This is a genomic window from Vibrio sp. 2433-A1, assembly GCF_056726085.1.
The window spans coordinates 487,541-506,587 of the sequence record NZ_JBRESC010000001.1 but is presented as its reverse complement, the minus strand read 5'-3'; the positions used below and the strand labels follow the sequence as shown (position 1 = coordinate 506,587).

At 45.2% G+C, this 19,047-nt stretch carries 20 protein-coding genes; 17 read left to right on the top strand and 3 right to left on the bottom strand.

Going from position 1 to position 19,047, the window contains the following annotated elements; genetic code table 11:
* Window positions 1-33 precede the first annotated feature (33 nt).
* The 11 genes from crl to pgpA all read left to right on the top strand — a co-directional run bounded on the left by crl (window position 34) and on the right by pgpA (window position 9,422).
* Complete coding sequence (gene crl, locus ACU01J_RS02395) at window positions 34-423, top strand: sigma factor-binding protein Crl (RefSeq protein ID WP_481084245.1); 390 nt, start codon at window positions 34-36, stop codon at window positions 421-423.
* 167 nt (window positions 424-590) lie between these two features.
* Window positions 591-1,724, top strand: a complete 1,134-nt coding sequence (gene proB / locus ACU01J_RS02390; RefSeq protein WP_481084244.1) for a glutamate 5-kinase — start codon at window positions 591-593, stop codon at window positions 1,722-1,724.
* 10 nt (window positions 1,725-1,734) lie between these two features.
* Complete coding sequence (locus ACU01J_RS02385; RefSeq protein WP_481084243.1) at window positions 1,735-2,985, top strand: glutamate-5-semialdehyde dehydrogenase; 1,251 nt, start codon at window positions 1,735-1,737, stop codon at window positions 2,983-2,985.
* Between the two features lie 361 nt (window positions 2,986-3,346).
* Window positions 3,347-3,796: a transcriptional regulator NrdR gene (gene nrdR / locus ACU01J_RS02380; RefSeq protein WP_038139576.1), complete on the top strand. Its 450-nt coding sequence runs from the start codon at window positions 3,347-3,349 to the stop codon at window positions 3,794-3,796.
* A gap of 12 nt (window positions 3,797-3,808) precedes the next feature.
* Window positions 3,809-4,915 (top strand): bifunctional diaminohydroxyphosphoribosylaminopyrimidine deaminase/5-amino-6-(5-phosphoribosylamino)uracil reductase RibD, encoded by a 1,107-nt coding sequence (ribD, locus tag ACU01J_RS02375; RefSeq protein WP_481084242.1) that lies wholly within the window; start codon window positions 3,809-3,811, stop codon window positions 4,913-4,915.
* Window positions 4,916-4,917: 2 nt separating this feature from the next.
* The gene (locus ACU01J_RS02370; protein ID WP_053440069.1) at window positions 4,918-5,571 is read left to right on the top strand and encodes a riboflavin synthase; all 654 of its coding nucleotides are present in this window, start codon (window positions 4,918-4,920) and stop codon (window positions 5,569-5,571) included.
* A gap of 68 nt (window positions 5,572-5,639) precedes the next feature.
* Window positions 5,640-6,749 carry a bifunctional 3,4-dihydroxy-2-butanone-4-phosphate synthase/GTP cyclohydrolase II gene (gene ribBA / locus ACU01J_RS02365; protein WP_481084241.1) on the top strand — a complete coding sequence of 370 codons (1,110 nt, stop codon included), beginning with the start codon at window positions 5,640-5,642 and terminating at the stop codon, window positions 6,747-6,749.
* A 173-nt stretch (window positions 6,750-6,922) separates the two neighbouring features.
* Window positions 6,923-7,393: a 6,7-dimethyl-8-ribityllumazine synthase gene (ribH, locus tag ACU01J_RS02360; RefSeq protein WP_004415274.1), complete on the top strand. Its 471-nt coding sequence runs from the start codon at window positions 6,923-6,925 to the stop codon at window positions 7,391-7,393.
* Window positions 7,393-7,860: a transcription antitermination factor NusB gene (nusB, locus tag ACU01J_RS02355; protein WP_005473507.1), complete on the top strand. Its 468-nt coding sequence runs from the start codon at window positions 7,393-7,395 to the stop codon at window positions 7,858-7,860. The genes ribH and nusB overlap by 1 nt, the downstream gene beginning before the upstream one ends.
* Before the next feature lie 77 nt (window positions 7,861-7,937).
* Window positions 7,938-8,903: a thiamine-phosphate kinase gene (thiL, locus tag ACU01J_RS02350; RefSeq protein WP_481084240.1), complete on the top strand. Its 966-nt coding sequence runs from the start codon at window positions 7,938-7,940 to the stop codon at window positions 8,901-8,903.
* A 12-nt stretch (window positions 8,904-8,915) separates the two neighbouring features.
* Window positions 8,916-9,422 carry a phosphatidylglycerophosphatase A gene (gene pgpA / locus ACU01J_RS02345; RefSeq protein WP_481084239.1) on the top strand — a complete coding sequence of 169 codons (507 nt, stop codon included), beginning with the start codon at window positions 8,916-8,918 and terminating at the stop codon, window positions 9,420-9,422.
* Between the two features lie 186 nt (window positions 9,423-9,608).
* Here the strand turns inward: pgpA and ACU01J_RS02340 are convergent, their stop codons facing one another.
* From ACU01J_RS02340 to map, 3 genes are all read right to left on the bottom strand, one after another.
* Window positions 9,609-9,992 carry a DUF3461 family protein gene (locus ACU01J_RS02340; protein WP_481084238.1) on the bottom strand — a complete coding sequence of 128 codons (384 nt, stop codon included), beginning with the start codon at window positions 9,990-9,992 and terminating at the stop codon, window positions 9,609-9,611.
* A 136-nt stretch (window positions 9,993-10,128) separates the two neighbouring features.
* Window positions 10,129-12,750, bottom strand: a complete 2,622-nt coding sequence (gene glnD, locus ACU01J_RS02335) for a bifunctional uridylyltransferase/uridylyl-removing protein GlnD (RefSeq protein ID WP_481084237.1) — start codon at window positions 12,748-12,750, stop codon at window positions 10,129-10,131.
* 102 nt (window positions 12,751-12,852) lie between these two features.
* A complete protein-coding gene (gene map, locus ACU01J_RS02330; RefSeq protein ID WP_481084236.1) occupies window positions 12,853-13,731 on the bottom strand; it encodes a type I methionyl aminopeptidase in 879 nt (292 codons plus the stop codon).
* Window positions 13,732-14,079: 348 nt separating this feature from the next.
* On the opposite strand from map, the gene rpsB reads away from it, so the two are divergent.
* The 6 genes from rpsB (at window position 14,080) to ACU01J_RS02300 (ending at window position 19,029) form a co-directional block, all read left to right on the top strand.
* The gene (gene rpsB, locus ACU01J_RS02325; RefSeq protein WP_481084235.1) at window positions 14,080-14,808 is read left to right on the top strand and encodes a 30S ribosomal protein S2; all 729 of its coding nucleotides are present in this window, start codon (window positions 14,080-14,082) and stop codon (window positions 14,806-14,808) included.
* A 131-nt stretch (window positions 14,809-14,939) separates the two neighbouring features.
* Window positions 14,940-15,782: a translation elongation factor Ts gene (gene tsf, locus ACU01J_RS02320; protein WP_481084234.1), complete on the top strand. Its 843-nt coding sequence runs from the start codon at window positions 14,940-14,942 to the stop codon at window positions 15,780-15,782.
* A 150-nt stretch (window positions 15,783-15,932) separates the two neighbouring features.
* Complete coding sequence (pyrH, locus tag ACU01J_RS02315) at window positions 15,933-16,664, top strand: UMP kinase (RefSeq protein ID WP_481084233.1); 732 nt, start codon at window positions 15,933-15,935, stop codon at window positions 16,662-16,664.
* Between the two features lie 101 nt (window positions 16,665-16,765).
* A complete protein-coding gene (frr, locus tag ACU01J_RS02310) occupies window positions 16,766-17,323 on the top strand; it encodes a ribosome recycling factor (protein ID WP_004415258.1) in 558 nt (185 codons plus the stop codon).
* Window positions 17,324-17,419: 96 nt separating this feature from the next.
* Window positions 17,420-18,175, top strand: a complete 756-nt coding sequence (locus ACU01J_RS02305) for an isoprenyl transferase (protein WP_481084232.1) — start codon at window positions 17,420-17,422, stop codon at window positions 18,173-18,175.
* Window positions 18,176-18,186: 11 nt separating this feature from the next.
* Window positions 18,187-19,029, top strand: coding sequence for a phosphatidate cytidylyltransferase (locus ACU01J_RS02300; RefSeq protein ID WP_481084231.1), 843 nt, complete (start codon window positions 18,187-18,189; stop codon window positions 19,027-19,029).
* The last annotated feature ends 18 nt before the right edge of the window (window positions 19,030-19,047 follow it).

Sequence of the window (19,047 nt, the reverse complement as noted above, 5' to 3'; positions counted from 1 at the left end):
ATAACAAAAAGTAAATGAATATGGAGATTCATTATGTCTGAACAGATAAAAAGTCCAACACATTATCGCTTGTTAACAACACTGAGAGCTATTGGGCCTTACCTGCGTGAATCACAAAGTTCTGAGGGCTCTTATTTGTTTGATTGCCTATCGGTTTGCGTCAATGATAAGAAATCACCAGAGCAAAGAGAGTTTTGGGGCTGGTGGCTTGAGTTAGAGAGAAGAGGCGAGGCGTTTGAAGCGCGCTATCGATCAGGTCTATATGATGTGACAGGGGAGTGGCAAGACAAAGCGTTGCCGAAAAAGGCCATTCAAGATGTCACTCGAACCCAAGAAGTGTTTCATCAAAAGTTGCTTGAAACGCTCGAAAAAGAGTTTGAAATCCCGCTGGCGATTCACAAGGAATCTGTCGAATTCGTCTAAAATACTCAGGCTTTTGCCTCTATAGACCCAAAAGGCGCTTTTTAGCGCCTTTTCTGCTTGTGAAATTTCGATTTGATTGCTAAAACATCAGGTCTAATCAATCTTTGTGACTTATTAATTGAAAACAAGGTTGAGAGGATTTTTATATTTTTCATAGTAGAAAGGCAATGAATCAAGAAAGCGGAAATACCGTACAGTCTCAGACTGTCGTGGTTAAACTAGGTACAAGTGTTTTAACGGGTGGTACGTTGGCATTAGATCGAGCTCATATGGTTGAGCTGGTACGTCAGTGTGCTGAACTTAAAAAGCAAGGCCACTCTGTGGTTATGGTTTCGTCTGGCGCGATCGCGGCTGGTCGTGAGCATCTAGGATACCCCGCACTGCCCAACTCTATGGCAAGTAAGCAGCTTTTAGCAGCAGTCGGTCAAAGTCAATTGATTCAAACATGGGAATCTCTGTTTGCGATTTATGGCCTTAAGATAGGTCAAATGTTGCTGACACGTGCCGACTTAGAAGATCGTGAACGTTTTCTTAATGCGCGCGACACCATCAACGCTCTCGTCGAAAATGACATTATTCCTGTCGTCAATGAAAACGATGCGGTAGCGACGAGTGAAATTAAAGTAGGCGACAATGATAACTTGTCTGCTTTAGTCGGTATTTTGTGTGGCGCAGATAAGCTGCTGCTGCTGACTGACCAAAAAGGCTTATTTACTGCTGACCCTCGCAAGGACCCAAATGCAGAGTTGATCAAAGAAGTTAAGACCATTGACGATACATTGCGCAAAATTGCTGGTGGTAGTGGTACCACACTAGGCACTGGTGGTATGGCAACTAAGTTGCAAGCGGCAGATATTGCACGTCGCGCTGGCATCGAGGTCATCATTGCTGCGGGTAGCGCGCCAAATGTGGTGTTTGATTCACTTGGTGATAACCCACAAGGCACACGTTTCTTACCGTGTGACGAAGCATTAGAAAACCGTAAGCGTTGGATTCTAGCAGGACCAGCCGCTTCAGGTGATATTGTGATTGATGATGGCGCAGTTAACGCTGTGGTTGGTAAGGGCAGTAGTCTACTTGCTAAAGGCCTAACCAGAGTGAGCGGAGAGTTCGCTCGCGGCGACGTTGTACGCGTGACCGATACGCAAGGTAAATTGATTGCACGCGGTATCGCCAGTTACTCAAGCCAAGACATGGCAAAAATTGTCGGCAAGCACAGTAAAGATATTATTGGAATTTTAGGTTATGACTACGGCAATGAAGTATTGCACCGTGACGATATGGTCGTAATCCAAGGATAAGGAAAGAAAAGTGGAACTGATTTCTATGGGTATTGCTGCCAAAGAGGCGGCTTTCCAACTGGCAACAGCATCAACAGCGCAAAAAAACCAGGCATTGGCGATTATTGCTGATGAACTTGAAGCAAATGCTGACACTATCCTAGCGGCGAATGCGAGAGATATCGAACAAGGCCGCGAAGCTGGCCTAACAGAGGCGCTGTTAGATCGCTTATTGCTGAACTCAGAGCGTTTAACTGGGATTGCTAACGATGTACGTAACGTGATTAGCCTAAACGATCCTGTCGGTAGCGAACTAGACAGTAAAGTACTAGAAAATGGTATGTCACTATCACGTCGTCGTGTACCGCTTGGTGTGGTTGGTGTCATTTATGAAGCTCGCCCTAACGTAACGATCGACATCGCGGCTCTGTGTTTAAAGACCGGTAACGCAAGCATACTACGTGGCGGTAAAGAGACATTTTTCTCTAACATGGAACTGGTTAAAGTGATTCAGTCGGCGCTGGCAAAAGCGGGTCTGCCTGCTGCATCTGTTCAGTATATTGAAAAGCCAGATCGTGAGCTTGTCTCGCAATTGCTTAAGCTTGATGACTACGTGGATATGATCATTCCACGTGGCGGTGCTGGCCTGCACAAAATGTGTAAAGAAAACAGCACTATCCCTGTGATTATTGGTGGGTTTGGTATTAGCCATATCTTCGTTGATGAAAGTGCTAATCTAGCAAAATCATTGGATGTGGTTGAAAACTCAAAAGTACAACGCCCATCGGCATGCAATTCATTAGATACGCTATTGGTTCACGAAAAAGTAGCGGCAGAGTTCTTACCTATGCTAGCAGAACGCTTAGCGGATAAGGTTGCGCTAGTTGCAGAGCCAAAAGCGAAAGCTCTGCTAAGCAATGCCAAAGAGCTACGTGATGCAGGTGAAGGTGACTTTGATACTGAATGGCTAAGCTACACGCTTGGCGTTAAAGTGGTTGCTGACGTGCATGAAGCGGTTGATCACATGCGTGTTCATAACGCGAGTCACTCCGATGCGATCATGACGAACAGCTTAGAAAACTCAGAACTGTTTATTAACTCTGTTGGCTCTGCTGCGGTTTATGTCAATGCTTCAACGCGTTTCACTGATGGCGCACAGTTTGGTCTTGGCGCTGAAGTTGCGGTATCTACTCAGAAGCTGCATGCTCGCGGTCCTATGGGCTTGGAAGAGCTGACCAGCTACAAATGGGTCGGTAAGGCAAACTACTTGCCGCGCAGTTAACAAATCTTGTTAAACATTGATTGAAAAAGGGGCTATCTAGCCCCTTTTGTTTTCTTGTCTTAAGCAAATCCGCTACACTAGCTTTCCCTAGGGTCTGTTGACCTTTTGAGCTGATTTTTGCAGCATTTGTGGGTTCTTTGATACAAGGCAGAGGCTTAGAATTGTAGTTGCTCTACCTGATAAGCCGATAACAGGAGCCACAAACGCTGCCCGAAGGGTTCGGCTAAAAGCGTTTTACTCTTTGTTGAGAGATGTTTTGCTTAGAATGACTAGGCGACAAACCTCTCGCCGCGATTAAAACGCTTTTATCTCAAACAAAATTTAACCGCAAAAGGTTAACAGACCCTAAAATGGAGGTGATATGCATTGTCCTTTTTGTTCTGAGAACGATACTAAAGTAATTGATTCTCGTCTGGTTGCTGATGGCCATCAAGTGCGACGTCGTCGTCAATGTCTTGCGTGTAGCGAGCGTTTTACTACTTTTGAAACTGCTGAGCTGGTGATGCCAAGAGTGATTAAATCTAACGGCAACCGCGAACCATTCAACGAAGACAAAATGGTCGGTGGTCTTCAGCGCGCATTAGAAAAGCGTCCGGTTAGCGCCGATGCAGTCGATGTGTCGATCAGCCTGATTAAGTCTCAACTCCGAGCGACTGGTGAGCGAGAAGTACCAAGTGAAATGATTGGTAATTTAGTGATGGATCAGCTTAAAGAGCTCGATAAAGTCGCCTATATTCGATTTGCCTCTGTCTATCGTAGTTTTGAAGATATTCGCGAGTTTGGCGAAGAGATCGCTCGCTTAGAAGACTAACGGTTGTTATCGATGCCACTATTTACCCCCCAAGATTTTACTATGATGTCGCGTGCTATTGAGTTGGCAAAAGGCGGCATCTATACCACGGCTCCTAACCCTAATGTCGGTTGTGTGATTGTTCAAGGCGATGATATTGTCGGTGAAGGTTTTCACTACCGTGCTGGCGAACCGCACGCTGAAGTTCACGCACTGCGTATGGCTGGAGAAAGAGCGGTTGGCGCTACTGCTTACGTCACATTAGAGCCTTGTTCACACTATGGACGTACACCTCCCTGTGCAGAAGGCTTAATTAAAGCTAAAGTGGCGAAAGTCATTTGTGCAATGGAAGACCCTAACCCCAAAGTCGCTGGACGTGGCATTCAAATGTTACGTGATGCAGGCATCAAGGTTGAAGTCGGTTTACTTGAGCAACAAGCTGAATCGCTCAATCCCGCTTTCATTAAACAGATGAAAACTGGAATGCCTTTTGTTCAGCTAAAAATGGCAGCGAGCATCGATGGCCAAACAGCGTTAGCCAATGGTCAAAGCCAGTGGATTACCTCACCACAAGCAAGACAAGACGTGCAAAAATATCGCGCCAAGAGTGGAGCGATCTTATCAACCAGCAAAACCGTGATTGAAGATAATGCTTCATTGAACGTGCGCTGGGATGATCTTCCTCTATCGCTACAAGAGGTGTACTCACAGCAAGAGCTTCGCCAACCCGTTAGAGTGATTTTAGATAGAAATCGTCAGCTGACCTCAGAGCTTAAGTTAATGAATACTGAGGGCGAGCGAATTATTGTCGCAGAAGGCCAAGATCTCGAACCTATACTCAATGATGAGCAATTGATCGATCTTGTGGCGACATTTTCTGTATTAGCAAAACAGCACCATATTAATCACCTATGGGTGGAGGCTGGCGCGACGCTCGCGAGCAGCCTTATCAAAGCGAATCTTGTTGATGAGCTTGTCCTCTATCTAGCTCCGAAGATCATGGGCAGTGACGGTAGAGGGTTACTCGGTGCGTTAGGTTTAGAGTCAATGGCAGAGACCATTGATCTCATTATTAAAGATGTAAGACAGGTCGGTGAGGATATTCGTATTACCGCCACCTTAAAGAATAAAGAGTCGTAATCATGTTTACAGGTATTGTTGAAGCAGTGGGTACCCTTACTGCAATCACGCCAAAAGGCGAAGATATTAGCGTCACAGTGGAAGTCGGCAAACTGGATATGTCCGACGTTAAACTGGGTGACAGTATTGCGACCAACGGAGTTTGCCTAACGGTAGTGGATTTCAGCTCAACCAGTTATACAGCGGATTTATCTATCGAAACGCTGCAAAAAACCGGCTTTACTGATTATCAAGCGGGTGACAAGGTTAACCTAGAGAAAGCAATGTTACCGACTACACGTTTTGGTGGGCACATTGTTTCTGGTCACGTCGACGGTGTTGGTGAAATCGTAGAGCGCAACATGGTTGGCCGTGCTATCGAGTTTTGGGTTTCAATGCCAGAAGAGATTGCCAAATACGTTGCCGAAAAAGGTTCGATTACGGTTGATGGTATTAGCTTAACCGTGAACGATCTACGTAAGAATGCCTTTAAACTGACTATCGTTCCTCATACTGGTGAAGAGACGACCATCGCAGATTTCCACGTTGGCCGCAAAGTGAATTTAGAAGTCGATGTACTGGCGCGTTATATGGAACGTTTATTGACCAGTCAACGTGAACAGCAGCCAGAGTCGCGCATTACGATGGATTTTTTGCAGCAGAACGGTTTTGCATAAACCAATAATTATACAAACATTAACGGCGACGCCTTATTCGCTAGATGCTTTTAGATAGGAATACCAAAATGCCAATTAGTACGCCTCAAGAAATTATTGAAGATATTCGCCTAGGTAAAATGGTCATCCTGATGGATGATGAAGATCGTGAAAATGAAGGCGATCTGATTATGTCGGCTGAGATGATCACGCCAGAAGCAATCAACTTTATGGCGACTCATGGTCGTGGCTTAATCTGTCTAACAATGACCAAAGAGCGTTGTGAACGTTTAGGTTTACCCCCTATGGTTCAAGATAACAATGCTCAATACACGACTAACTTTACCGTTTCTATCGAAGCTGCTGAAGGTGTGACTACGGGGATTTCTGCGGCTGACCGTGCACGTACAGTGCAAGCAGCAGTCGCGAAAGAGGCAAAAGCAGCAGATCTCGTTCAGCCAGGTCATATCTTCCCTCTTGCAGCGCAAGAAGGTGGCGTTCTAACTCGTGCTGGTCATACGGAAGCAGGCTGTGATTTAGCGCGTCTAGCAGGTCATGAGCCTTCGGGCGTTATCGTTGAGATACTGAATGATGACGGCACCATGGCACGTCGTCCAGACCTAGAGATCTTTGCTGAAAAACATGGCTTGAAACTAGGTACGATTGCTGACCTTATCGAATACCGCAATAACACTGAAACGACCATTGAACGTGTTGCTGAGTGTAAGCTACCAACTGAATTTGGTGATTTCGATTTGGTAACCTACCGCGATGTTATCGATAACCAAATCCATTATGCCTTGTGTAAAGGCGATCTAACGATTGAAGCGCCACTAGTGCGTGTTCACCTGCAAGATACCTTTACCGATCTTCTGCACAGTGACCGTAATGCTGAACGTAGCTGGACCCTGGATGCGGCGATGAAGCGCATCGGTAGTGAAGGCGGTGTTCTGGTTATCTTAGGTAATGAAGAGTCAACCGATTTACTGATCCACCGCGTGAAAATGTTTGAGGCGCAAGATAAAGGCCAAGCGCCGACGCTTGCTAAAAAACAAGGTACCTCACGCCGTGTGGGGGTTGGTTCACAGATTCTAGCCGATCTTGGTGTATGCGATATGCGTTTGCTCTCGTCGGCAAGCAAGAAATACCATGCTCTAGGTGGCTTTGGATTGAACGTTGTTGAGTATGTGTGTGATTAAACACGAACTCTTGGTTAATAAAGCGTCTTGGTTAACATTAAGGCGCTCTTAAAGCTGGATAGAGGGTTTACCTCTGTAGTGTCACTTCTGTTAAATTTCTATTAGATATTGCTCACAGATTTGTGCTAGAATCCGGCGATTCTCACTTGATGAACATAGTTAAAGGAAGGCTTATGAAAGTGATCGAGGGTGGCTTCCCAGCGCCAAACGCAAAAATTGCTATCGTTATTTCTCGTTTCAACAGTTTTATTAACGAAAGTCTATTGTCTGGTGCAATCGATACTTTAAAGCGTCACGGCCAAGTAAGTGAAGACAACATCACTGTAGTTCGTTGCCCTGGTGCGGTTGAACTTCCACTAGTTGCTCAGCGTGTTGCTAAAACAGGCAAATTTGATGCAATCGTATCACTAGGTACGGTAATCCGTGGTGGTACACCACACTTTGACTATGTTTGTAGTGAATGTAACAAAGGTCTTGCGCAAGTGTCTCTGGAATACTCTCTTCCAGTTGCATTCGGCGTACTTACCGTTGATACAATTGACCAAGCAATTGAGCGCGCAGGAACCAAGGCTGGTAATAAAGGTGCAGAGGCTGCACTAAGCGCACTTGAGATGATTAACGTTCTTTCAGAAATCGATTCCTAATGGGGGCCAGTGTGAAACCAGCCGCACGTCGTAATGCACGTCGATTCGCTCTACAAGCGATCTACTCTTGGCAAATTACTAAAGAAAATGTTGCTACTATCGAGGAGCAATTTTTGTCAGGTGGTAAGTATGATGAAGAAGAACATCATGCTTCTGAGCCGGCACTTTCTACTCCAGACACAGACGTTGCATACTTCCGTGACCTACTAACAGGTGTTGTGCTAAGTCACACAGAGCTAGATAGTAAGATTCGTCCATACACAGCACGCCCAATGCAAGATTTGGACATGATGGAGCTTGCACTGCTTCGTCTTGCTATGTACGAAATGACTCGTCGCGAAGATGTCCCTTACAAAGTGGTAATCAACGAAGCGATCGAACTTGCAAAAGTATTCGCTGCAGAAGAAAGCCATAAGTTCGTCAATGGTGTGCTTGATAAAGCTGCGCCACACGTACGTAAGAAATAATCATTTAAGATTACTAAAAGGTCAGCAAACGCTGACCTTTTTTATGCTTGTTACTTTTAATCACTCATAGATTTCATATGTCCGGTGAATTTAACTTAATCGAAAAATATTTTGTTGGTCGTCAGAAGCAGCGTAAAGATGTGCTTCTTGCTGCGGGTGATGATTGCGCATTAGTAAAAGCTCCAGAGGGCTTGTCGGTCGCGATTAGCACTGACACCTTGGTGGCTAGTACTCACTTTCTTGCTGATGCTAACCCTGCTTGGGTGGCACACAAGGCCCTTGCCTCAAACATTAGCGATCTTGCGGCGATGGGAGCGACACCAGCATGGGTTTCTTTCGCATTGACGATGCCAAGCTCTGATGAAGCATGGTTGGCACCGTTCTGTGATGCCTTCTTCGAGTTAGCTGATTACTTTGATATCCAATTAATCGGTGGAGATACGACCAAAGGGCCGTTAAGTCTCACTTTAACGGTACAAGGCTTGGTTGACCCAGATAAAGCTTTACGTCGAGATGGCGCAAAAGTAGGGGACTGGGTCTATGTGACGGGAAACCTCGGCGACAGCAAAGCCGGGTTAGACGTTATTCTTAACCCTGAACTGCGTACTAAACCGTGTGCAGAAGAACTTGAGAAAAGGCATTATCTCTCAACGCCAAGAGTATTAGCTGGACAAGCGCTGCTGAACTTAGCCAGCTCAGCGATTGATATCTCAGATGGTGTCATTTCAGATATAAAACACATTTTAAAACGCTCAAATGTTGGTGTGAGCATTGACGTTGCTACTCTTCCTGTTTCTAATGAGTTGCTCCAATTTGTAGGGACTGCCGCTGCGGCCCAGCAATATGCGCTCTCTAGCGGTGAAGAGTATGAGCTGTGCTTTACTGTTCCAGAGCAGAACAAAGGGTCAATTGAAAGCGCTTTGGCTCATTGCGGTGCTAAGGTCACCTGCATTGGTCAAATTCGCCCGCAAGGTACCTTTGAGCTGCATAGTAACGGCCAAGCGATTGACTGGTCTCTCAGCGGTTATGATCACTTTAAGTAGAATACGATAATTATGACAAACCCTCTTGCACTTATCTCTTTGAAAAATCCATGGCATTTGCTAGCGACTGGCTTTGGTAGCGGTTTATCTCCTATCGTACCGGGTACTATGGGTACACTCGCCGCTGTCCCTTTCTATTTGCTGCTGGTTCAATTGCCCCTTCCGCTCTATATCATCGCCGTGCTGATTTCTTGCGTTATTGGCATTAAAATTTGTCAGGTGACATCTGATGATATGGGCGTGCATGATCATGGCTCGATTGTATGGGATGAGTTTGCAGGCTTTTGGATTACTATGTTGGTGGTGCCGCTGTTTAACTTATCGGCAACGGACTGGAAATGGCTAGTGACAGGATTTGTCTTGTTTCGTTTCTTCGATATGGTGAAGCCATGGCCGATTGGCTGGCTAGATAAGCGTGTTCATGGCGGCTTAGGCATTATGGTCGATGACATTGTTGCTGGTGTTATGGCGGGTGTTGCGCTTTACTTTGTCGGTAAATACGCAGGCTGGTTGGTTTAAAGTCTATCTGGGAACGGCGTAAAGGCTTCGTCATTCCATAGACCGAAGAATGAGGGAGTAGGGAATCTCTCATCGTTTTCGGCTAGGTTTAAGAGATCCCTAACTTGCTCGCCCCTCACTCTCGCGAATGACGCACAAAAAAAGGGCTGGTAACTAAGTACCAACCCTTAAATCCATTAAAACTTGCTATTTCAGCTTCTCTAGATCCGCTTCAATCTCTGCGATTTTACTCGACACCACTTTTTCCAAGTGACGTAAATCAGAGAGTATTTTTTGTTTCACATCGAGTTCTTCGACTTTCTCTGGCTTAGTTAACTGATTCAGTTCATCGATAACCAGAGTCAGGTTGCGATTGATTTCAGTGACTTCACGGTACTTGTGGCTGCCACTATCAACCAAGACATTTTTTACTTGGCGTGGGTATTTGAACTTAACGCTTTTCGCAAACAACTCACCTTTTTGCTTACGAAAATAGATTTTTAACACATCCTTGTGCGCTTCTTGGCGAAGGGAATAGCGCTCAATTTGCTTAGGATCTTGAATACCTAAACCTGTGAGGTGTGGATACATAGGCTACCTCTATTGTGTTGAAGTGTTTATTCCTGTGTTATACAGAAAATGAATAATTCAATTAATAATGTAGCAGCCTATGATCGTGGTAGATAGCGCTTTTTTAACCAAGTTAACAACTTGTGGCTGAGATCGCTTAAGGGGCTAATTCCGCAATGTTTTCTCGCAATCTCGTGCGTAATTCCGCTTGTTCCTCTTCAGTCAGCCTACCGCCTGATGGGCTAGTGATGATAAACAAATCCTCCGCTCGTTCACCAATGGTGGTGATCTTCGCAGCATGAAGGTGGATGCCTTGGTCAGCAAAGGTTGCCCCTACCGTTGCCAGTAGTCCGGGTGTATCCAAGGCAACAAACTCTAACAGTGTGCGCTTCTTACTCTTTGTCGGCAAAAAGTCGACGGTGGTTTTTACCTTAAAGTGCTGCAAGTTGCGTGGAGTACGGCGTCGCTTAATCTTGGTTGGACGCCCATCAGCCAAAACATGAGCAAGGTGTTTGGTCACGGCTTTATGGCGTGACTCTTCGATGGCTTCTCCGTTTTGGTCGAGCACCATAAAGGTATCGAGTACATAGCCATCTTTACTGGTCATGACCTGTGCATCATGGACGTTGAAGTTGCGTCTATCTAGCTCTGCGACCACAGAAGCAAATAGCGCATGTTGGTCTTTGCTATAGACAAACACTTCAGTACCTCCTCGGGTAGCCTTCTTCGAAATCAGGATCAGCGGTTGAGAGTGATCTTCATGACGAAGTAAGTTCATGCAGTGCCAAGCAATCTGCTTATGGCTATGGCGTAGGAAGTAATCTGCTTTAAAGCGCTGCCACAGTACCTCTATTTCACGCGCACTGAAGCCTTCTTTGCGCAGCAGAGCTGATGCGAGTTGTTGATTGTGGCGAATACGCTCTCGGACATCGACAGGGTTCTCTAACCCGCGACGCAGTGCTCGTTGAGTCGAATAGAACAACTCGGCGAGTAAGGTACGTTTCCAGCTGTTCCAAAGCTCTGGATTCGTTGCGCAGATATCAGCGACTGTGAGACAAAGCAAATACTCTAAGTACTCTTCATCACGTACTTGCTTAGCAAATTCAGTGATCACTTCTGGATCGTAAATATCACGGCGCTGAGCAGTCACTGACATCAATAGATGGTTGCGAACCAGCCAAGAAACCAGCTTGGCTTCTGGTTTTGATAAACCATGTTCAATACAGAAGGCATAAGCTTCTCCTTCGCCTATCACCGAGTGATCGCCACCGCGACCTTTGCCAATATCATGGAAAATTGCAGCAATGATTAGCAGCTCTTTCTTCTGGATTCGTGGATAAACTTCGCAACAAATAGGGTGCTTATCATGATTTTTAGCGTAGCTAAATGTGTTGATATGTTTGAGCAGTCGTACACTGTGCTCATCAACCGTATAGACATGAAACAGGTCGAACTGCATTTGGCCAACAATCTGACTCCACTGAGGCAGGTAGGCCGCGAGAACGCCTAATTTGTGCATCAGGCTAAACGCTTTATGCAGTGCATTAGGGTGACGGCAGAGATCCATGAATTTTTCACGCGCCTCAGGGATGGTATGTAGGAACTTATTTAGCCTTCTACGCGCAGTTCTAAGTTGACGTAGCGTTGGTGGGGCCACACCTTCAATCGTTGAGTCATTGGCGATGTGCAAAAACATATCCAAAATCGTCTCGGGCCTTGCTTGGAACAACGCAGGCTTACGTGCTTCGATTAAGTGACCACGGCGTTGGAAGTCATCACTCAGTATTTGCGGCTCGGCTTCAATGCCATTATTGAGAATTGCCAGATCAAACAGCTTGAGTAACATTTTATTCAGCTCTGCCACACGGCGCAGCGTGCGGTAGAACTCTTTCATCATCATTTCAACGCCACGATTGCCTTCGCCACTATAACCAAGGTTTTCTGCAACTTGGGCTTGGTGAGCAAAAGTAAGTCGATTGTCATAGCGTTTTAGTTCTATATGCAGGGCAAACCGAACTCGCCATAAAAAGTCCTGACATTCGACCAGTTCACGGTATTCTGCATCAGTCAAAAATCCGTAGCGGCTCATTTCTAGCAGGGATGTTGCACCAAAGTGGCGGCGTGCTACCCAACTTAACGTGTGGATATCCCTCAGTCCGCCAGGCGTTGATTTAATATCTGGTTCTAAGTTGTAGGTGGTGTCGTGATAGCGAGCATGGCGGTTACGTTGCTCTTGGACCTTAGCTTTGTAAAACACCTCGCTTGGCCAGAAAGATTCAGAATGAATGACCATGCGCAGTTGATGGAAGGTATCTTCACAGCCACATAAGAGTCTTGCTTCCTGTAGATTGGTTGCAACGGTTAAATCATCACGGCCGATTTCCGCACACTCTTCAACCGAACGAACTGCATGGCCAACTTCTAAGCGTAAATCCCACAGTAGGGTAATAAACTCACTGACTTTACCCGCTAGTGATTCTGGTAGCGCCTTTCTTGAAACAACCAAAATATCAATGTCTGACAATGGGTGGAGTTCACCTCGGCCATAGCCGCCGACCGCAACGAGACTGATGTTAGGTAAAGCGGAAAAGCCAAAGTGAATCCACAAACGGTTGAGTAGCAGATCGATATATTCAGCTCGCCCTAGAACCAAATCGGTCACAGGGTGGTGATTGAGAAATTCTTGCTTCTGATATCGCGCGAATTTTTCTAACTGACTTTTGAGATCAGCAATTGAAAGTTGGTCATTGTCAAACGTCAGTGGGGATTGAAAGGGCATACAGCAAATCCGTGCAGAAGGTCCATTAGGTACTAATCTATCAAAATGGAGCGAATAAAAAAATATCCCCGACTAAGCGGGGATATTTTCAAAGCGTTGTGATTAAGCGTTATTCATTAAGCGCGGTATAGTGTCGTCGCTGCGCAATGTCATCACTTCACAGCCTGTTTTGGTCACCAAAATCGTGTGCTCATACTGTGCAGATTTTTTCGCATCGCCGGTGTAAACTGTCCAATCATCTTCTGCATCAACAGTTACACCGAACTTACCAGCATTAATCATTGGTTCAATCGTAAAGCACATCCCTTCTTTTAGTACGCGGCGATCATTGTTTTTGTAGTGAACAATTTGTGGTTCTTCGTGGAACTCATTACCGATACCGTGACCACAGAAGTCCTTCACAATAGAGAACTTATTGCGCGGGTTCTTTTTGTTGTTTTCTTTGATGTACTTTTCAATCGCGGTACCAATATCACCCACTGTTGCGCCTGGCTTCACTTTACGCATACCAACGTAAAGCGCTTCTTGAGTCACCATACATAGGCGTTTATCTGCTGGAGACACATCGCCAACAAAGAACATTTTAGACGTGTCACCGTGGTAACCTTCTGGACGAACACTTAGATCTGCACCTTCTTCGTTTGGAATGATAACAGTGATGTCTACGTTAATGATGTCGCCGTTTTTCAGGACCGCAGGTTTAAGCTGACCGTTGCTGCCCATTTCATCTTGAGAGGCTGGAATACCGTGACAAACGATGTGGTTGATCGAAGTACAGATTGATTTAGGGAAACCGTGGTAATCAAGAGGAGCCGAGTAAGCGCCTTTTTCGATGCCGTAATCGTGACAGATTTGGTTTAGTTCATCCGTTGTTACGCCTTCTTTGATGTGAGGTTCGATCATCTCTAGGATTTCCGCGGCCAACGCGCCCGCTAGTCGCATACGTTCGATTTCTTCAGCTGTTTTAATCTTGATTGACATCGGTTTTCTCTACTTTATTCAGTTGCACACGTTGGTGCGATTGGGCGCATTCTAACAGGAACACTACATAATGAGAATTATTCTTCACTTTTGATACGAGAGAAGGCGAGCTTGAAATCACTGCAATATGTTTTTTTAGTAGCCAGAAGAGATGAAAATATGGTATAAAGCGCGCCGGAATGTGGTCTGTTCTCTTCGGTTAAATCTGTTGACTGGCGAAACTGATTACTTCCAACTAACTTATATCTTTAAATCACACACATTCCGTCACATATTCCGGGGTGCTGGGCAGAAGCCTAGTCGGAGTTATGGGGGATGTGGAGGCCTAACCCCATAGAGGATTTTAAAATGGCAACTGTATCAATGCGCGATATGCTAAAAGCTGGTGTTCACTTCGGTCACCAGACTCGTTACTGGAACCCAAAAATGAAGCCATTCATCTTTGGTGCTCGTAACAAAGTTCATATCATCAACCTAGAAAAAACTGTACCAATGTTCAACGAAGCTCTAGCTGAATTAGCTAAAGTTGGCGAGAAGAAAGGTAAAGTTCTATTTGTTGGTACTAAGCGCGCTGCATCTGAAGCTGTTAAAGAAGCTGCAATCGCAAGCAACCAGTTCTACGTAAACAACCGCTGGTTAGGCGGTATGCTTACAAACTACAAAACTGTTCGTCAGTCAATCAAGCGTCTAAAAGAACTTGAAGCTCAAGCTCAAGACGGTACGTTTGACAAACTAACTAAGAAAGAAGCTCTAATGCGTACTCGTGAAATGGAGAAGCTAGAGAAATCTCTTGGTGGTATCAAAGATATGGGCGGCCTACCAGACGCTCTATTCGTAATCGACGCTGATCACGAACACATTGCGATTAAAGAAGCTAACAACCTAGGTATTCCAGTATACGCTGTAGTAGATACTAACTCTAACCCAGACGGCGTTGACTACATCATCCCAGGTAACGACGATGCGATCCGTGCGGTACAGCTATACCTAAACGCTGTTGCAACTTCAGTAACTGAAGGTCGTAACAAAGACGTAGCTGTAGCTGCTGAAAAAGACGGTTTCGTAGAAGCTGAATAATAGCGGCTCCTAGTCACACTTAGTTTATGTGCAACTTAGTTGTAGCATAAACTGAGTTATAGTTATCAGCAGGGGCCGAAAATGTAGGCCCCTGTTTTTTACCAAATCCAGAATCAACTGAGGAATTTAGAATGGCTGTTACTGCTGCTCTAGTTAAAGAACTGCGCGAACGCACTGGCGCAGGTATGATGGAATGTAAGAAAGCGCTTGTTGAAGCAAACGCTGACATCGAACTAGCAATCGAAAACATGCGTAAATCAGGCGCTGCAAAAGCTGCTAAAAAAGCAGGTAACGTAGCTGCTGAAGGCGCAATCATCATTAAAGAAGAAAACGGCGTTGCTGTTCTTCTTGAAGTTAACTGCCAAACTGATTTTGTTGCTAAAGATGGTAACTTCACAGCATTCGCTGACGAAGTTGCAGCTGAAGCTCTAGCTTCTAAAGCTTCTGTTGAAGAACTACAAGCTAAGTTCGAAGAAACTCGCGTTGCTCTAGTAGCTAAAATCGGTGAGAACATCAACATTCGTCGCGTTCAATACGTTGAAGGCACTGCTCTAGCTTCTTACCGTCACGGCGAGAAGATCGGTGTAGTTGTTGCTGGTGAAGGCGACGCTGAAACTCTTAAGCACGTTGCGATGCACGTTGCTGCTTCTAAGCCAGAGTACGTTAACCCAGAAGACGTACCAGCTGACGTAGTTGCTAAAGAGAAAGAAGTTCAAGTTGAAATCGCTATGAACGAAGGCAAGCCTGCTGAGATCGCTGAGAAGATGGTTGTTGGCCGTATGAAGAAATTCACAGGCGAAATCTCTCTAACTGGTCAAGCGTTCATCATGGAGCCTAAGAAATCTGTAGGCGAAATGCTGAAAGAAAAAGGCGCTTCAGTTGCTACATTCGTTCGCCTAGAAGTAGGTGAAGGTATCGAGAAAGCTCAAGAAATGAGCTTCGCTGAAGAAGTAGCTGCAGCTCAAAAAGGTTAATCCTTAGAGACTCGCATACTATTTAGACCGTAGCCAAGGCTGCGGTCTTTTTACGACTAACGAGGAATCGTTTAACTGTGATGAATGCAGACTAGATAAGTCTTCATCCATGACTGTTAATCAACAACTCTCTTTTGGAAGGTAAACTCCATGACTACGAACCCTAAACCAGCGTATCAACGTATTCTGTTAAAACTGAGTGGTGAAGCTCTTCAAGGCGAAGATGGTTTCGGCATTGATCCTGCGGTTCTTGATCGCATGGCACAAGAAGTAAAAGAGTTGGTTGAACTTGGTGTTCAAGTAGGTGTGGTTATCGGTGGTGGTAACCTATTCCGCGGTGCAGGCCTAGCAGAAGCTGGTATGAACCGTGTTGTTGGTGACCACATGGGTATGCTAGCAACAGTAATGAACGGCCTTGCAATGCGTGATGCACTTCATCGTGCATACGTGAACGCTCGCGTAATGTCAGCAATTCCTCTTAAAGGTGTGTGTGACGATTACAACTGGGCTGATGCTATCCGTGAACTTCGCCAAGGCCGTGTAGTAATTTTCTCTGCAGGTACTGGTAACCCGTTCTTTACTACAGATTCTGCTGCATGTTTGCGCGGTATTGAAATTGAAGCTGACGTAGTTCTAAAAGCGACAAAAGTAGATGGCGTATTTACGGCTGACCCTGTAGCAAACCCTGACGCAGAGCTGTATGATAGCCTTTCATTCAACGCAGTTCTTGAAAAAGAGCTAAAAGTGATGGATTTGGCAGCATTTACATTGGCTCGTGACCACAAAATGCCAATCCGCGTATTCAATATGAATAAGCCAGGCGCACTTCGTCGCGTGGTAATGGGTGAAGCAGAAGGCACGCTAATCAGCGACGCAGAGTAACTCCAATCACCGTAGCGTAAATTGATTTATGCTACGGTATTGCCTTTTGAAGACTCCGCATAGGCTTTCTTCGAGAAAGAATTACACATTAAGGTGATATTGTGATTAACGAAATCAAACAAGACGCTCAAGAGCGCATGGAAAAAAGCGTAGAAGCGCTAAAGAACAACCTTTCTAAAGTTCGTACTGGTCGTGCGCACCCGAGCCTACTATCAGGTATCTCTGTAGAGTACTACGGCGCTCCAACGCCTCTTAACCAAGTAGCAAACGTTGTAGCTGAAGATGCACGTACACTAGCAATCACAGTGTTCGACAAAGAGCTTACGCAAAAAGTTGAAAAAGCGATCATGATGTCTGACCTTGGTCTAAACCCAATGTCTGCTGGTACTATCATCCGCGTTCCACTTCCACCGCTAACAGAAGAGCGTCGTAAAGACCTAGTTAAGATTGTTCGTGGTGAAGCTGAAGGTGGTCGTGTTGCTATCCGTAACATTCGTCGTGATGCTAACGGCGAACTAAAAGCTTTACTAAAAGACAAAGAAATCTCTGAAGATGAAGATCGTAAAGGTCAGGACGAGATTCAAAAGCTAACTGACGCTGCAGTTAAGCAGGTAGACGAAGTGTTAGCAGCAAAAGAAAAAGAGTTGATGGAAGTCTAATTCTCCATAAACTTTCTATATAAATAGCGCTGTGCTCGCAGCACAGCGTTTTTTTATGCTAATCTCTATCTCCTGCTGATTATCTATCAATGTTTTATGCATAACTCACAACTCTCTCCTGATTTACTCCCAAAACATATCGCAATCATTATGGATGGCAATGGCCGTTGGGCTAAGGCACAAGGTAAACCTCGTGTATTTGGTCATAAAAACGGTGTTGCTGCGGTACGTAAAGCGATTTCAACTTCAGCAAAACTAGGTATCAAGGCCGTCACTCTATTTGCGTTTAGTAGTGAAAACTGGCGTCGCCCAGAAGAAGAAGTCGGTGTATTGATGGAGCTGTTTATTTCAGTTCTTTCGACAGAAGTGAAAAAACTCCATAAGAATAACTTACGCCTACGTGTGATCGGCGATAAGTCTCGTTTCAACGATCGTTTACAAAAGAAGATCGCTCAAGCTGAGGCTCTTACTGAATCCAATTCTGGTATGGTTATCAATATTGCAGCTAACTACGGTGGCAAGTGGGACATTATGCAGGCGACAAAAGCAATTTCAGCTAAGGTTGCCAGTGGTGAATTGAAGGCGGAAGAGATCAGTGAAGAGCTGATGACTGAGCACCTTACCATGGCAGATTTACCTGAAGTTGATTTGATGATTCGAACCAGTGGTGAATGCCGTATTAGCAATTTTATGCTGTGGCAGATGGCCTATGCGGAGTTTTATTTTACTCCTGTATATTGGCCTGAGTTTGATGAAAATAGCTTGATTGAAGCTGTGACTTGGTTTGTTAACCGCGAACGTCGATTTGGTTGTACCGGTGAGCAAGTCAAAGCGCTAATGGACAGCGAATAAAGGATCCAAGTTTGAAACAAAGAATTATAACCGCGCTTATCCTTGCTCCTTTGGTGATTCTAGGGATATTTAAGCTTTCACTTCCACTATTTATGGCAGCCATTGCTGCGGTGACGTTAATTGGTTATTGGGAGTGGACACAATTTGTTGATGCTAAGTCGCGCACTATGGCATTAATTCCGACGGTGGCTGTCAGTGCCGCGAGTCTGATTTTTATTCCATTCGACAGCCTGAGTCTGAATCTAATTTCTGACGGTCATTACGCTATTTTGGCGGTCGGCTTTATTTGGTGGTTGGCGGCTAGCGCTTTAGCCATTACTTACCCAAAATCTTCCTCACTCTGGCAGAACTCTAATATTTTACGTTATAGCTTTGGCATACTCACCTTATTGCCATTCTTTTGGAGTGTATTACTGCTTCGCGCGGAGGGGGTGGATGTCGACCCATACCATGGGGCTAAGTTAGTTCTGTACGTCTGCTTTATTGTTTGGGCTGCGGACAGTGGCGCTTATTTTGCTGGTAAGAGTTTCGGTAAACATAAAATGGCCCCTCATGTGAGCCCGAATAAGACGATTGAAGGCCTTATTGGCGGTATCATTGCTGCAATTTTAGTCGGCTGGGGAACAGCACAATGGTTTAATCTACAGTTCGATAGCACCTTTGCTATGGTGGCGATTACGCTAGTGACTGTGGTAATTTCAGTGCTAGGTGATTTAGTTGAAAGCATGTTTAAACGTGTCTCTGGCATTAAGGATAGTAGCAACATCATTCCTGGTCATGGCGGTGTATTAGACCGCATTGATAGCCTAACAGCGGCATTTCCTGTTTTTGCTTTCCTATACTTCATATTTTAAGGCAAGCTTCGGCTTGCC